The organism is Aeromicrobium flavum (assembly GCF_007992115.1).
GTDB lineage: Bacteria > Actinomycetota > Actinomycetes > Propionibacteriales > Nocardioidaceae > Aeromicrobium > Aeromicrobium flavum.
On sequence record NZ_BJZQ01000009.1, the window covers coordinates 34,173 to 46,934 of the forward strand.

Sequence of the window (12,762 nt, forward strand, 5' to 3'; positions counted from 1 at the left end):
CATGAGGCGCGTCCGCGTCGTGGTCCGTGGAGCGGTGCAGGGCGTCGGCTACCGCTACTCGATGCGAGTGGTCGCCGAGCGCGCCGGCGTCGTGGGGTGGGTGCGCAACCGCGACGACGGCAGTGTCGAGGCCGAGGTGCAGGGCGAGCCGTCGCAGGTCGACACGGTCCTGGCCTGGATGGCCGAGGGGCCGCCCGGCGCCCGGGTCGAGGCGCGGGACGTCACGGAGATCGAGCCGACCGCGGACCGGGATTTCGCCGTTCGCTGAGGTCCTCTGCCGCTAGCGTCGCGCCATGGATCCTCTACTGGCTCATCGCGCGGCCCGCGCTGCGACGCGGCGTGCCGGCCTAGGAACGACGAAGGCCCCGGAATCCCGGGGCCTGTCGTGATGCTGGTACACCCCCACGGACTCGAACCGTGAACCCGCTGATTAAGAGTCAGCTGCTCTGCCAATTGAGCTAGGGGTGCTCGTGCTTGCGCGATCACCAACTTTAGCGCACACCTACTCGCGATGGAAATCGGGTGCCATGCTTCGGTCATGGGAGCCCTCCACGGCTGGCACCGCGACAGCTTCACGCACGACGGGATCACGCACGACACCTACCGGCGCGGTGCGGGTCCGGGCGTGGTTCTCATCCACGAGATCCCCGGGATGACACCGGAGGCGATCGCGTTCGGGCAGGAGCTCGTCGACCACGGGTTCACCGTCGTGATGCCACACCTGTTCGGTGAGCCCGGAGAGCCGATGGGTGTGCGCAACACCGTCTCCTCGTTCGTGCGGGGCTGCGTGAGCCGGGAGTTCACCGCGTTGGCGTTGAGGCGGACGGCCCCGGTGACGCGGTGGCTCGCGGCGCTGGCCGGTGACCTGCACGCGTCGGTCGGTGGACCAGGCGTCGGCGCGATCGGGATGTGCTTCACGGGCGGCTTCGCCCTCGCGATGATGGTCGACGAGTCGGTCGTGGCCCCCGTGCTGGCCCAGCCGTCCGCGCCCTTCCCCTTCACCCCGGCGCGCTCGCGCGACCTCGGCCTCTCACCGGCCGATCACGACGTGGTCGTCGACCGCGTCAACGCCGGCTGCCCGGTGCTCGGGCTGAGGTTCGAGGACGACCCCGCGGTCGGCCGGCGCTTCCAGACCCTGAGGGACGAGCTGGGCGAGAACTTCACCGCGGTGCAGTTCCCCGGCCGGAAGCACAGCACCCTGACGCTGCACCGCCAGGAGCGTGGCGTGCAGGCGGTGCTGGCCTTCCTCGACGACCGGCTGCGCTAGGCGAGGACGGCCCGGGCGGCGTTGTGGCCGCCGATCCCGCTGACCGCACCACCGCGCCGGGCACCGCTGCCGCACAGCAGGATCCGCGGGTGGGCCGTGGCGACGCCCCAGCGCTGCGCCGGGGTGCGGGGGTGCTCGTCCTCCTCGAGCCACGGCCACGAGAGGTCGCCGTGGAAGATGTGCCCGCCGGGCATCCAGAGCTCGTGCTCGATCTCGGTGGGGGTCTTGGCCTCCAGGCCCAGGATCAGCGGCTCGATCGGCTCGGCCAGGTGCGCGTTCAACGCGGCGAGCACGCGGGCGACGGCTTCGTCCTTGGCGCCGGGGGCATCGAGGACTCCCGGCGGGGTGTGCAGCCCGAAGTACGTGAGCGTCTGGGCCTCGGAGTCGCGCAGCTCCGGCCCGAGGATCGAGCGGTCGGTGAGGGTGTGGCAGTAGAACTCACCGGTGGCCGGTGGAAGGTCGCCCGACGCGGCGGTGGCCCAGGCCAGCTGCAGCTGGTCGAAGGACTCGTCGAGGTGGAACGTGCCTGCGAACGCGATCCGAGGGTCGACACCGGAGGCCAGCTCGGGCAGCCGCGAGAGGAGCACGTTGAGCTTCAGCTGGGCGCCCGCGGGCTTCGTGGCGGGGGAGTGGCCCAGCAGGCGCTCGAGCACGTACGGGGCGGCGCCGAACAGGACCCGGTCGGCGCGCTCGACGAACCCGTCGCCGCACACCGTGACGTCGACGTCGCTGACGTCGATCCCGTCGACCTCGGAGTTGAGCCGGATCGTCGCCCCGGCCTCGGTCGCCACCCGCGCGAGCTCGGCGGTGACGGCGCCCATGCCGCCGACCGGGACGCGCCACTCGCCGGTCCCGTTGCCGATCAGGTGGTAGAGGAAGCAGCGATTCTGGACGAGCGAGAGGTCGTCGAGGGACGCGAACGTGCCGATCAGCGCGTCCGTCGACACGACCCCGCGGACGACGTCGTCGGAGAACCGGCGGCGCAGGGCCGCCCCGAGCGGCTGCTCGACCAGGTCGGTCCAGATCGCCATGGCCACCCGGTCGCGGACGTCGCCGATGTGGGGGAGCGGCTCGAGCAGGGTCGGGGCGATCGCCGCGGCCACGGTCGAGACCTCGTCGTAGAAGGCGTTCCAGGCGTCGAACTCGCGGTCGTCGCCGGTCAGCTCGGCGAAGCTGGCCCGGGTGGCGTCGCCGGCGTCGGTCTCGACCAGCAGGCCGCCGTCGTGGCCGTCGCGGTACCAGGGGGTGAACGACGCGGTGTCCCGGGACCGGAGCTCGAGCTCGAGTCCCAGCTCGTCGATCAGTGCTTGCGGGAACAGGCTGACGAGATAGGAGAACCGGGACAGCCGGGCGTCGTACCCGTCGAACGCCGGAGCGCTGACCGCCGCACCGCCGACGTGGCCGAGGCGCTCGAGCACCTGCACGTCCAGCCCCGCGCGCGCCAGCAGCGTCGCGGCCACGAGTCCGTTGTGTCCTGCTCCGACGATGACGACGCGTTCGGTCATGGGGTCAGCGTACGGCGGCGTCGTTAGGGTGAGGCCCATGTCACAGCAGTACGTCGGCGCGATCGACCAAGGCACGACCAGCACCCGGTTCATGGTCTTCGACCACGAGGGCCGTGAGAAGGGCCGCCACCAGGTCGAGCACGAGCAGATCCTGCCGCAGGCCGGCTGGGTCGAGCACGATGCCGCGGAGATCTGGAAGAACACGCAGGCGGTCATCGAGCAGGGGCTGGCGGAGGCCGGGATCACCGCGGCCGACCTCGCCGCCGTCGGGATCACCAACCAGCGCGAGACCACCGTCGTGTGGGACCGGCGGACCGGCGAGCCCTACGGCAACGCCATCGTCTGGCAGGACACCCGCACGGCCGCGCTGGCCAAGCAGGCCGAGGAGGACGGGCGCGGTGCGATCATCCACGCGAAGTCCGGCCTGCCGCCCGCGGCGTACTTCGCCGGCGGCAAGCTGCACTGGATCCTCGAGAACGTCGACGGCGTGCGCCAGGACGCCGAGGCCGGGCACGCGCTGTTCGGCACGATCGACACCTGGCTGATCTGGAACCTGACGGGCGGCCCCGACGGAGGGGTCCACGTCACCGACGTCACCAACGCCAGCCGCACGATGCTGATGAACCTCGAGGACCTGGCGTGGGACGACGAGCTGCTCGAGCTCTTCGGCGTACCGCGGCAGATGCTGCCCGAGATCACGTCGTCGTCGCAGGACTTCGGCCGCACCCGCGAGGACGGCCCGTTCGGCGCCGAGGTCGTCCTGGCCGGCAACCTCGGCGACCAGCACGCCGCGCTCGTGGGCCAGGCCTGCTTCGAGCCGGGGATGCTCAAGAACACCTACGGCACCGGCAACTTCCTCGTGCTCAACACCGGCACCGAGATCGTCCGCTCCGAGCGCGGCCTGCTGACCACGGTGGCCTACCGGTTCGGCGACGAGCCGGCCGTCTACGCGCTGGAGGGCTCCATCGCCGTCACCGGCTCGGCGATCCAGTGGCTGCGCGACCAGCTGCAGGTGTTCGACGAGGCCGCCGACTCCGAGCGCCTCGCCTCGGAGGTCGAGGACAACGGCGGCGTCTACTTCGTCCCGGCGTTCAGCGGCCTCTTCGCCCCGTACTGGCGCTCAGACGCCCGCGGCGTGATCGTCGGCCTGTCCCGCTACAACACCTTGGCGCACGTGGCCCGGGCCGCCCTCGAGGCGATCTGCTACCAGAGCAAGGACGTCGTCGACGTCATGATCGCCGACTCGGGCATCGAGCTGGAGGTGCTGCGCGTGGACGGCGGGATCACGGCCAACGACCTGTGCATGCAGATCCAGGCCGACATCCTCGACATCGAGGTCAGCCGTCCCGTCGTGCCCGAGACCACCTGCCTGGGAGCGGCCTACGCGGCGGGCCTGGCCGTCGGGTTCTGGTCGAGCACGGACGAGCTCGTGGCGAACTGGTCGGAGTCCAAGCGATGGTCGCCGCAGTGGTCCGACGAGCAGCGCGAGGCCGGGTACCACGACTGGAAGAAGGCCGTCGAGCGCACGCTGGGGTGGGTCGAGTGAGCGCCGGCACCAGCCACGGGCTCTCCGCGGCCTTGCAGGCCGAGCGGGCGGTCGTCCGCGGCTTCGCGCGGCTGCCCGAATCCGTCGTGGCGCGTCTCGGTCGGCACGCTCCCGTCAACCGCGACGGTGAGCGGCTCTCGCCCGAGATCGCCGTCGCCCTGCGCGTGCTGAATCGGATCCCGGGCAACGACTTCACGCAGTACCCCGTCGAGCAGGCCCGGCGCATGATCCTCGACGAGGCGCTGGTGTTCGCCGACGTCTTCGAGGACTTCGCCGTCGAGGAGGACCTCGTGATCCCCGGACCCGCGGGGCCGATCCCGGCCACCCGGTACCGCGCCACGACCGAGTCGAAGGGCCTGGTCGTCTACTTCCACGGCGGGGGATGGGTGCTCGGCAGCCGGGTCAGCACCGACTCGGCGGTGCGGTTCCTGGCGCAGGAGGCCGGGGTCGACATCCTGTCCGTCGACTACCGCCTCGCCCCGGAGCACCCCTTCCCGGCGGCCGTCGAGGACGCCGCGGCCGCATGGGACTTCGCGGTCGAGCGCGCCGCCGGGTGGGGCCTGGACCCTCGCCGCATCGTGGTCGCCGGCGACAGCGCCGGCGGCAACCTCGCGGCCGTGCTGTCGCACCACCTGCGCGGGCGCGAGGTCGTCCCCGCCCTGCAGGTCCTGCTGTTCCCGGTGACCGACCTGTCGCGGAAGCACCCGTCCTACGCGGAGTTCCGCGAGGGGTACTTCCTCACCGAGCAGCACATGGACTGGTACCGCGAGCGCTACCTGGCCGACCCTGCCGACGCCCTCGACCCCCGAGCGTCGCCGCTGCTGGCCGAGGACCTGACCGGCCTGCCGCCCGCCTACGTCGCCGTCGCCGGGTTCGATCCGCTGCGCGACGAGGGGATCGCCTACGCGGAGCGGCTGGAGGAGGCGGGGGTCCCGACGACGCTGGCGCGCGAGGGGTCGCTGATCCACGCGTTCGTCAACATCACCGGCGTCAGCCGCCCGGCGCGCGAGGCGTCCGCCCGGATCGCGCGAGCGATCGCGGCAGCCATGGTCTGACACTGGTTGACTGGAGACCATGCGACCGGTTGCCCTCTCCCCGCTCCACCGCCAGGAGGCGCTCGACGCGCTGGCCTCGGAACACCTCGACATCCTCGTCATCGGCGGCGGCGTCGTCGGCGGCGGTGCCGCGCTCGACGCCGCGACCCGCGGCCTGTCCGTCGGGCTGGTCGAGGCCCGTGACTTCGCCTCGGGCACGTCGAGCCGCTCGAGCAAGCTGGTCCACGGCGGCCTGCGCTACCTCGAGATGCTCGACTTCCGGCTCGTCGCCGAAGCGCTGGGTGAGCGCAGCCTGCTGATCGACAAGCTGGCGCCCCACCTCGTGAAGCCGGTGCCGTTCCTCTACCCGCTGACGCACCGGGTGTGGGAGCGCTTCTACGCCGGCTCCGGCGTGGCGCTCTATGACTCGATGGCCCTGCTGTCGGGGCGCTCGCGCGGCGTCCCACACCACCGCCACCTGACCCGTACCGGGGCCCGCAAGGTGATGCCCGCCCTGCGGAAGGACGCGCTCATCGGCGCGCTGCACTACTACGACGGCCAGGTCGACGACGCCCGTCACACCATGTTCCTGTCTCGGACGGCCGCGGCGTACGGCGCCCACGTCGCCAGCCGCACCCGGGTGATCGACCTGCTGCGCGAGGGCGACCGCGTCGTGGGCGCCCGCGTCAAGGACCTCGAGAGCGGCCGCGAGATCGACATCCGCGCGCGCCAGGTCGTCAACGCGACCGGCGTCTGGACCGACGAGACGCAGGCGTTCGCGGGGGAGCGTGGCCAGTTCAAGGTGCGCGCCAGCAAGGGCATCCACCTCGTGGTGCCGCGCGACCGCATCCGCGGGGAGGCCGGCCTGATCCTGCGCACCGAGACGTCCGTCCTGTTCGTCATCCCGTGGGGGACGCACTGGATCATCGGCACGACCGACACCGACTGGTCGCTCAGCAAGGACCATCCGGCCGCCAGCGCCAAGGACATCGACTACCTGCTGGAGCGCGTCAACGCCGTGCTCGTCGAGCCGCTCGTGCCCGAGGACGTCGAAGGCGTCTTCGCCGGCCTGCGCCCGCTGCTGGCGGGCGAGAGCGACGCCACCAGCAAGCTCTCGCGCGAGCACGCGGTCTCGACCTCGTCCAAGGGTCTGGTGGTGATCGCGGGCGGCAAGTACACGACGTACCGCGTCATGGCGAAGGACGCGATCGACGCGGCGGTCCAGCAGATGGGCGCGCTGCTCGACCGGAAGGTCCCGGACTGCGTCACCGACGACATCCCGCTGCTCGGCGCCGACGGGTACACCGCGCTGTGGAACCAGCGCCAGTCGCTCGCCGACCGGTACGGGCTCGGCGTCGGGCGGGTCGAGCACCTGCTCAACCGCTTCGGCAGCCTGGCCACCGAGGTGCTGGACCTCATCGCCGAGCGCCCCGACCTGGCCGAGCCACTGACCGGCGCCGATCCGTACCTGCGGGCCGAGGTCGTCTACGGTGTGACGCACGAGGGAGCGCGGCACCTGGACGACATCCTCGCCCGCCGCACCCGGATCTCGATCGAGACGTTCCACCGGGGCACGGAGTGCGCCGAGGAGGCCGCCACCTTGATGGCGGAGGCGCTCGACTGGTCGGACGCCCAGCGCGATCGCGAGGTCGACCACTACCTCAAGCGCGTCGACGCCGAGCGCGAGAGCCAGACGATGCCGGACGACGAGACCGCCGACGCGGCCCGCATGGGCGCGCCCGACGTCGTGCCGGTGGCGCACCTGTGACGGCACCGAAGGTCCTGCTGGTCGCCGCCACGAAGGCCGAGTCCGCGCACCTGCCGACGGACCTGCCGCTCGTCCTCACCGGGATCGGCAAGACCGAGGCCGCGGTGGCGACGACCGAGGCCATCGCGGCGCTGCGGCCCGACCTCGTGATCAACGTGGGCACGGCCGGCGCGCTGCGCCCCGGGTTGACCGGCCTCTTCCTGCCCTCGGTCGTGCTCAACCACGACTACTCGGCCGACGCGATCCGCGCGCTGGGCCACGAGGCGGTCGACGAGATCGACCTGCCGGGCGGCGACGGCACCGTGCTGGCCACGGGCGACCTGTTCGTCACCGACCCCGCCGTGCGCGACGCGATCGCCGCGCGGGCGCACCTGGTCGACATGGAGGGCTTCGCCGTGGCGCGGGCCTGTCAGCGGGCCGACGTGCCGTGCCGGCTGGTGAAGATCGTCAGCGACGCGGCCGACGACTCGGCCCTGGAGTGGGCGGCGGTCGTCGACGCCTGCGCCCGGCTGCTCGGCCACTGGGTGCGCGAGCAGCTCACGCCCTGACTCACGGCTCGGGATCGTCCTCGCGGTCCCAGGCGATCGCGACCAGCTCGCGGAGCACGTCGAGGTCGACGTCGTCAAGCTTCTTGACGTACACGCAGCCGGCGCCCTCGGTGTGGGTGCCGAGGCGGGGGAGGAGCTCGGCGCCCTCGGGACGGTCCTTGAGCCCGTAGAGGGTCAGCGCCGTCTTCCGTGGCGAGAAGGCGACCTTGGGCCAGTTCCGGTAGGTGCCGTAGCCGACCATCGACGGACCCCACATCACCGGATCGGTGCCCGTGACCTCGCGGCAGATCTCAGCGAGGCGGTGACCGTCCTCGCGACGCCGCGCCGGCGTCGCGGCGTCGAGGAAGGCGTCGACATCGGCGTCCGTGGGCTGGGTCTTGGGCTCGGCCATGAGGACATCATGACGAACGGCCCGGAATCCGAGGATTCCGGGCCGTTCCCTGGGGTGGATGACGGGACTTGAACCCGCGGCCACCGGCACCACAAGCCGGTGCTCTACCAACTGAGCTACACCCACCATGTGCGCCTCGCGGCACAGCGCGACGAGTCTACCGGACGTCGTCGCCGAGTCCTACTCGGGCTGGGGACCCGCCACGATCTCCTTGGCGATCGCGCGGGCCGTCTCGGTGTCGATGCCCGGATCGGGGGTGAAGATCGCGCGGCGGTAGTACCGCAGCTCGTCGATGCTCTCGCGGATGTCGGCCAGCGCGCGGTGGGCGCCACCCTTCTCGGGAGCGGCGAAGTAGGCGCGCGGGAACCAGCGGCGCGCCAGCTCCTTGATGGAGGACACGTCGATGACGCGGTAGTGCAGGAAGGTCTCGAGCTCGACCATGTCGCGTGCGAGGAAGGCGCGGTCGGTGCCGATGGAGTTGCCGGCGAGCGGGGTCTTGCCCGGCTCCTTCGCGAACTGGCGGATGTACTCGAGGACCTGCTCCTCGGCCTCGCGCACGGTGAGGCCGCCGTCGAGCTCCTCGAGCAGTCCGGAGGTGGTGTGCATCTGGGTGACGAGCTCGTTCATCTGGTCCAGCGCGGCCTGCGGCGGCTTGATGATGAGGTCGACGCCGTCGCCGAGGATGTTCAGGTCGTAGTCGGTCACCAGGGCGGCGATCTCGATCAGGGCGTCGTCCTGGATCGACAGTCCCGTCATCTCGCAGTCGACCCACACCAGCTTGTCGTTCACCCCGCCACCCTACGGGTAGGCTTCCCGCGGTACCGCGTCCATGTCTGAGGAGCCCCACGTGACGAACGACCGCCAGGCCCGCGCCGCCCGCGCCGAGCAGATGCGCAAGGAGCGCGAGAAGGCCGAGCGCAAGCAACGCAACAAGATCACCGTCGCCATCGTCGCGCTCGTGATCGTGCTGATCGCCCTGGCGGCCTGGGGCGTCAAGTCGCTCTCGGACGAGAACAAGACGACCACCGAGGTCATCGAGCCGCGCAACCTCGTGGACGGCGGCGTCGACTTCCCGGCGAAGGAGGGCGTCGACAACGCGAACGCGCCCCTGGTCGAGATCTTCGAGGACTTCCTCTGCCCGGCCTGCGGCTCCTTCGAGCAGCTGAGCGGCCCCTTCCTGCAGAGCGCCGCCGACGCCGGCACGATCCGACTGCGCTTCATGCCGCACTCCTTCCTGCACGGCCAGAGCACCAACGACTACTCGCACCGCGCCGCCAACCTGGCGATGTGCACCGTGGACGCCGAGGGTCCCGAGGCGTTCTGGAAGGTCCACGCCGCGCTCTACGCGAACCAGCCCGAGGAGATGACCGCAGGCCCCGAGGACCCGGCGCTGATCGACCTCGCGAAGGACGCGGGCGTCGAGGGCCTCGACTCCTGTGTCCGCACCGAGCGCTTCGTGCCGTGGATCGACGAGGCCAAGGAGTCCCACGAGGACGACCGCGACGTCTCGGGTACGCCCACCGTGCACATCGACGGCAAGGCCACCGAGGCCCGCACCCCCGAGGACCTGCAGAAGGCCATCGCGGCGGCGGCGAAGTCCTGATCCCCGCCTGACACACGGAACGGCCGGCTCGCCATGGCGAGCCGGCCGTTCTCGTCGGTGCGTGCGGTGGTCAGCTCACCAGCGCAGCTCGATCTCCAGCTCGTTCTCGTCGCCGATCTCGATCTCGACGCTGAGCTCGACCTCGTCGGGGACGTCGACGGTGATGCGGTTGCCGTTCTTCTCGAACTCCACGGAGTTGTGGCGCGACAGCGCGTCGGCGAGGGCGTGCAGCTTCGCGGCGGCGTCCTCGCGGCTCAGGCGCTGGGTCTGGTCGAGCTCGAACAGGTCCATGGGGGCTCTCCTTCGGTGGTGGTGGCGCGCCCGGCAGGATTCGAACCTGCGACCTAGAGATTAGAAGGCTCTTGCTCTATCCAGCTGAGCTACGGGCGCTCGGGGGCCAGACTATCGGGGCGCACCGGTGTCGCTGCGGCACTCTAGGCTGTTCCGCGTGACGACGACCGAGGCGCTGGTGCTGCCGCCCGACGTGGATCCACTCCGGCAGCGCGGGCGCAAGGTCCTGGTCGTGCTGGTGTGGATCACCGCCGTGATCGGCGCGGCCGGCGCGGTCTTCTTCGCCTCCACGTCCGGCTCGGTCGCGGGCACCTCGCTGGCCCTGGTCTACGCGCTCATCCCGCTGCCGGTGGCGCTGTTCGCGTACTGGTGGCTCGACCGGGTCGAGCCCGAGCCGTTCCGCTACAAGGCGGCCGCCTTCGTGTGGGGCGCGGTGGTGGCGGTGGCGATCGCCCTGCCGCTCGAGATCGGCATGTCCCGCGCCGGCATGAACGAGGACTGGCTCACCGCGCTCGGCGCACCCGTCGCCGAGGAGCTCGCCAAGGGCCTGTTCGTGCTGCTCACCCTCGTCCGGATGCGCCGGATCATCGACGGCATCCTCGACGGCCTCATCGTGTCGGGCCTGGTCGCGCTCGGCTTCGCCGCCATGGAGAACGTCGGCTACTACGCCGCCAGCTACCTCGGCTTCGACGAGGTGCCGTACTCCGGCGCCGAGATGGCCACGGCCACATTCGTCATCCGCGGCCTGTTCAGCCCGTTCGCGCACCCGCTGTTCACGTCGGCCATCGGCATCGCCATGGGCATCGCCGTCACCCGCTCCTCACGGGTCCAGCAGTGGGCCCTGCTCGCGGTCGGCTACGTCGCGAGCGTGGGCCTGCACGCCCTCTGGAACGGGGCGATCGTCGTCGGCGGCGGCTTCGGCTTCCTGCTGGCGTACATCGCGCTCGCCGCCCTCCTGCTCGGCCTGGGCGTCACGGCGGTCGTGCTCCGCCTGCGCCAGCTCGAGGTCCTGGCGCGCGCCCTGGGCGACATCGCCCGCCGCGGCTGGATCCACCCGGCCGAGGTGCCGTGGCTCGTCCGGTTCGGCCGCAGGCGCCAGAGCCGCACCTTCGCGAGCCAGTACGGACCCGAGGCCGTCGAGGCGGTCACGCGCTACCAGCGACTGGCCACGGAAGTGGCGTTCCTGCACGACGCGGTGATGACCGGCGTGGCCAAACCCGGAGGTCCCGACCGCACCTACGCCCTGCTCGACCGGATGTGGCACCTGCGCCCGTTCCTGCGGCTGCCCCCGGCCCTGCCGCCCGGCGTGAAGTGAGGTTCGCGCCGATTCGTTGGCGTTCGGTACTGAACGGTAGGATCGAGCCCATGGATTATCGCGTCAAGGACCTGTCCCTCCACGAGTACGGCCGCAAGGAGATCGAGCTCGCGGAGCACGAGATGCCCGGCCTCATGGCCATGCGTGAGCGCTACGGCGACAGCAAGCCCCTGGCCGGCGCCCGCATCGCCGGTTCGCTGCACATGACGATCCAGACCGCGGTCCTGATCGAGACCCTCACCGCCCTGGGCGCCGACGTGCGCTGGGCCACCTGCAACATCTTCTCCACGCAGGACCACGCCGCCGCCGCGGTGGTCGTGGGCCGCGACGGCACGCCGGACGCCCCGCAGGGCACCCCGGTCTTCGCGTGGAAGGGCGAGACCCTCGCCGAGTACTGGGACGAGGCCGAGAAGGTCTTCGCCTTCACCGACGAGCAGGGTGCCGAGTGCGGCCCCAACGTCCTCCTCGACGACGGTGGCGACATCACGATGCTGCTGCACCTGGGCGTCGAGTACGAGAAGGCCGGCGCCGTGCCGCCGCAGGACTCCACCGACAACGAGGAGTTCAAGGAGGTGCTGCGCGTCCTGGCCCGCTCGCTCGAGACCAAGCCGCAGTACTGGACCACCATCGCCCAGGACATCAAGGGCGTCTCCGAGGAGACCACGACCGGCGTCCTGCGCCTCTACGACCGCTTCCGTGAGGGCACGCTGCTCTTCCCGGCGATCAACGTCAACGACTCGGTCACCAAGAGCAAGTTCGACAACAAGTACGGCTGCCGCCACTCGCTGATCGACGGCATCAACCGCGCCACCGACGTCATGATCGGCGGCAAGGTCGCCGTCGTCTGCGGCTACGGCGACGTGGGCAAGGGCTCGGCGGAGTCGCTGCGCGGCCAGGGCGCCCGCGTCATCGTCACCGAGATCGACCCCATCTGCGCGCTGCAGGCCGCGATGGACGGCTACGAGGTCAAGCGCCTCGAGTCGGTCGTCGAGTACGCCGACATCTTCATCACCACGACCGGCAACTTCGACATCATCCGGGTCGAGCACTTCGAGAAGATGAAGCACCAGGCGATCGTCGGCAACATCGGCCACTTCGACAACGAGATCAACATGGCTGGCCTGGCCAAGATCCCCGGCATCGTCAAGGACGAGATCAAGCCCCAGGTCCACCAGTGGATCTTCCCCGACGGCAAGAAGATCATCGTGCTGTCGGAGGGCCGCCTGCTCAACCTGGGCAACGCCACCGGCCACCCGTCGTTCGTGATGTCCAACTCCTTCACGAACCAGGTGCTCGCGCAGATCGAGCTGTTCAGCAAGGCCGACCAGTACGAGCTGGGCGTCCACGTCCTGCCCAAGCATCTCGACGAGGAGGTCGCCCGCCTGCACCTCGACGCCCTCGGCGTCGAGCTCACCGAGCTGACCAAGGAGCAGGCCGAGTACCTCGGCGTCGACGTCGCGGGTCCGTACAAGTCGGACCACTACCGCTACTGAG

Annotated in this window: 13 protein-coding genes and 3 tRNA genes; 9 read left to right on the forward strand and 7 right to left on the reverse strand. The window is 70.9% G+C overall.

Annotation, left to right across the window (positions count from 1 at the left end; genetic code table 11):
- Position 1: 1 nt before the first annotated feature.
- Positions 2 to 268 (forward strand): acylphosphatase, encoded by a 267-nt coding sequence (locus AFL01nite_RS10015; RefSeq protein WP_146827543.1) that lies wholly within the window; start codon positions 2 to 4, stop codon positions 266 to 268.
- Positions 269 to 392: 124 nt separating this feature from the next.
- Here AFL01nite_RS10015 and AFL01nite_RS10020 read toward each other — a convergent pair.
- Positions 393 to 468, reverse strand: a tRNA-Lys gene (locus tag AFL01nite_RS10020).
- A 70-nt stretch (positions 469 to 538) separates the two neighbouring features.
- Between AFL01nite_RS10020 and AFL01nite_RS10025 the strand changes: the two genes are divergently transcribed.
- Complete coding sequence (locus AFL01nite_RS10025) at positions 539 to 1,267, forward strand: dienelactone hydrolase family protein (protein ID WP_146827544.1); 729 nt, start codon at positions 539 to 541, stop codon at positions 1,265 to 1,267.
- Here the strand turns inward: AFL01nite_RS10025 and AFL01nite_RS10030 are convergent.
- Entirely contained in the window at positions 1,264 to 2,772 is a 1,509-nt protein-coding gene (locus tag AFL01nite_RS10030; protein WP_146827545.1) for a phytoene desaturase family protein, read from the reverse strand. The genes AFL01nite_RS10025 and AFL01nite_RS10030 overlap by 4 nt on opposite strands.
- 37 nt (positions 2,773 to 2,809) lie before the next feature.
- On the opposite strand from AFL01nite_RS10030, the gene glpK reads away from it, so the two are divergent.
- Genes glpK through AFL01nite_RS10050 form a run of 4 tightly spaced genes read left to right on the forward strand, consistent with a single transcriptional unit; the run spans position 2,810 to position 7,668 of the window.
- A complete protein-coding gene (gene glpK / locus AFL01nite_RS10035; protein ID WP_146827546.1) occupies positions 2,810 to 4,318 on the forward strand; it encodes a glycerol kinase GlpK in 1,509 nt (502 codons plus the stop codon).
- Complete coding sequence (locus AFL01nite_RS10040) at positions 4,315 to 5,373, forward strand: alpha/beta hydrolase (RefSeq protein ID WP_246119673.1); 1,059 nt, start codon at positions 4,315 to 4,317, stop codon at positions 5,371 to 5,373. The genes glpK and AFL01nite_RS10040 overlap by 4 nt, the downstream gene beginning before the upstream one ends.
- 19 nt (positions 5,374 to 5,392) lie before the next feature.
- Positions 5,393 to 7,120, forward strand: a complete 1,728-nt coding sequence (locus tag AFL01nite_RS10045; protein WP_146827548.1) for a glycerol-3-phosphate dehydrogenase/oxidase — start codon at positions 5,393 to 5,395, stop codon at positions 7,118 to 7,120.
- The gene (locus AFL01nite_RS10050) at positions 7,117 to 7,668 is read left to right on the forward strand and encodes a nucleosidase (protein ID WP_146827549.1); all 552 of its coding nucleotides are present in this window, start codon (positions 7,117 to 7,119) and stop codon (positions 7,666 to 7,668) included. The genes AFL01nite_RS10045 and AFL01nite_RS10050 overlap by 4 nt, the downstream gene beginning before the upstream one ends.
- A gap of 1 nt (position 7,669) precedes the next feature.
- On the opposite strand, the gene AFL01nite_RS10055 is transcribed toward AFL01nite_RS10050, so the two are convergent.
- The 3 genes from AFL01nite_RS10055 to orn all read right to left on the reverse strand — a co-directional run bounded on the left by AFL01nite_RS10055 (position 7,670) and on the right by orn (position 8,848).
- Positions 7,670 to 8,059 (reverse strand): DUF1801 domain-containing protein, encoded by a 390-nt coding sequence (locus AFL01nite_RS10055; RefSeq protein WP_146827550.1) that lies wholly within the window; start codon positions 8,057 to 8,059, stop codon positions 7,670 to 7,672.
- Positions 8,060 to 8,109: 50 nt separating this feature from the next.
- Positions 8,110 to 8,185, reverse strand: a tRNA-His gene (locus AFL01nite_RS10060).
- Positions 8,186 to 8,239: 54 nt separating this feature from the next.
- Entirely contained in the window at positions 8,240 to 8,848 is a 609-nt protein-coding gene (orn, locus tag AFL01nite_RS10065; protein ID WP_146827551.1) for an oligoribonuclease, read from the reverse strand.
- Between the two features lie 58 nt (positions 8,849 to 8,906).
- Between orn and AFL01nite_RS10070 the strand changes: the two genes are divergently transcribed.
- The gene (locus tag AFL01nite_RS10070; RefSeq protein ID WP_186813896.1) at positions 8,907 to 9,662 is read left to right on the forward strand and encodes a DsbA family protein; all 756 of its coding nucleotides are present in this window, start codon (positions 8,907 to 8,909) and stop codon (positions 9,660 to 9,662) included.
- A gap of 75 nt (positions 9,663 to 9,737) precedes the next feature.
- Here the strand turns inward: AFL01nite_RS10070 and AFL01nite_RS10075 are convergent, their stop codons facing one another.
- Both AFL01nite_RS10075 and AFL01nite_RS10080 read right to left on the reverse strand, forming a co-directional pair.
- Positions 9,738 to 9,953 carry an amphi-Trp domain-containing protein gene (locus AFL01nite_RS10075; RefSeq protein ID WP_146827553.1) on the reverse strand — a complete coding sequence of 72 codons (216 nt, stop codon included), beginning with the start codon at positions 9,951 to 9,953 and terminating at the stop codon, positions 9,738 to 9,740.
- Between the two features lie 22 nt (positions 9,954 to 9,975).
- Positions 9,976 to 10,052 (reverse strand) — tRNA-Arg (locus AFL01nite_RS10080).
- Between the two features lie 58 nt (positions 10,053 to 10,110).
- Here AFL01nite_RS10080 and AFL01nite_RS10085 point away from each other — a divergent pair.
- Together AFL01nite_RS10085 and ahcY are read left to right on the forward strand one after the other, a co-directional pair.
- Complete coding sequence (locus tag AFL01nite_RS10085; RefSeq protein ID WP_186813897.1) at positions 10,111 to 11,268, forward strand: PrsW family intramembrane metalloprotease; 1,158 nt, start codon at positions 10,111 to 10,113, stop codon at positions 11,266 to 11,268.
- A gap of 50 nt (positions 11,269 to 11,318) precedes the next feature.
- Positions 11,319 to 12,761, forward strand: a complete 1,443-nt coding sequence (ahcY, locus tag AFL01nite_RS10090; protein WP_146827555.1) for an adenosylhomocysteinase — start codon at positions 11,319 to 11,321, stop codon at positions 12,759 to 12,761.
- The last annotated feature ends 1 nt before the right edge of the window (position 12,762 follow it).

What these genes read in the sequence shown, in the direction of transcription:
- AFL01nite_RS10015 (WP_146827543.1), top strand. Translation starts at nt 2, where the DNA reads ATGAGGCGCGTCCGCGTCGTGGTCCGTGGAGCGGTGCAGGGCGTCGGC.
- AFL01nite_RS10025 (WP_146827544.1), top strand. Translation starts at nt 539, where the DNA reads ATGGGAGCCCTCCACGGCTGGCACCGCGACAGCTTCACGCACGACGGG.
- AFL01nite_RS10030 (WP_146827545.1), bottom strand. Translation starts at nt 2,772, where the DNA reads ATGACCGAACGCGTCGTCATCGTCGGAGCAGGACACAACGGACTCGTG.
- glpK (WP_146827546.1), top strand. Translation starts at nt 2,810, where the DNA reads ATGTCACAGCAGTACGTCGGCGCGATCGACCAAGGCACGACCAGCACC.
- AFL01nite_RS10045 (WP_146827548.1), top strand. Translation starts at nt 5,393, where the DNA reads ATGCGACCGGTTGCCCTCTCCCCGCTCCACCGCCAGGAGGCGCTCGAC.
- AFL01nite_RS10055 (WP_146827550.1), bottom strand. Translation starts at nt 8,059, where the DNA reads ATGGCCGAGCCCAAGACCCAGCCCACGGACGCCGATGTCGACGCCTTC.
- AFL01nite_RS10075 (WP_146827553.1), bottom strand. Translation starts at nt 9,953, where the DNA reads ATGGACCTGTTCGAGCTCGACCAGACCCAGCGCCTGAGCCGCGAGGAC.
- ahcY (WP_146827555.1), top strand. Translation starts at nt 11,319, where the DNA reads ATGGATTATCGCGTCAAGGACCTGTCCCTCCACGAGTACGGCCGCAAG.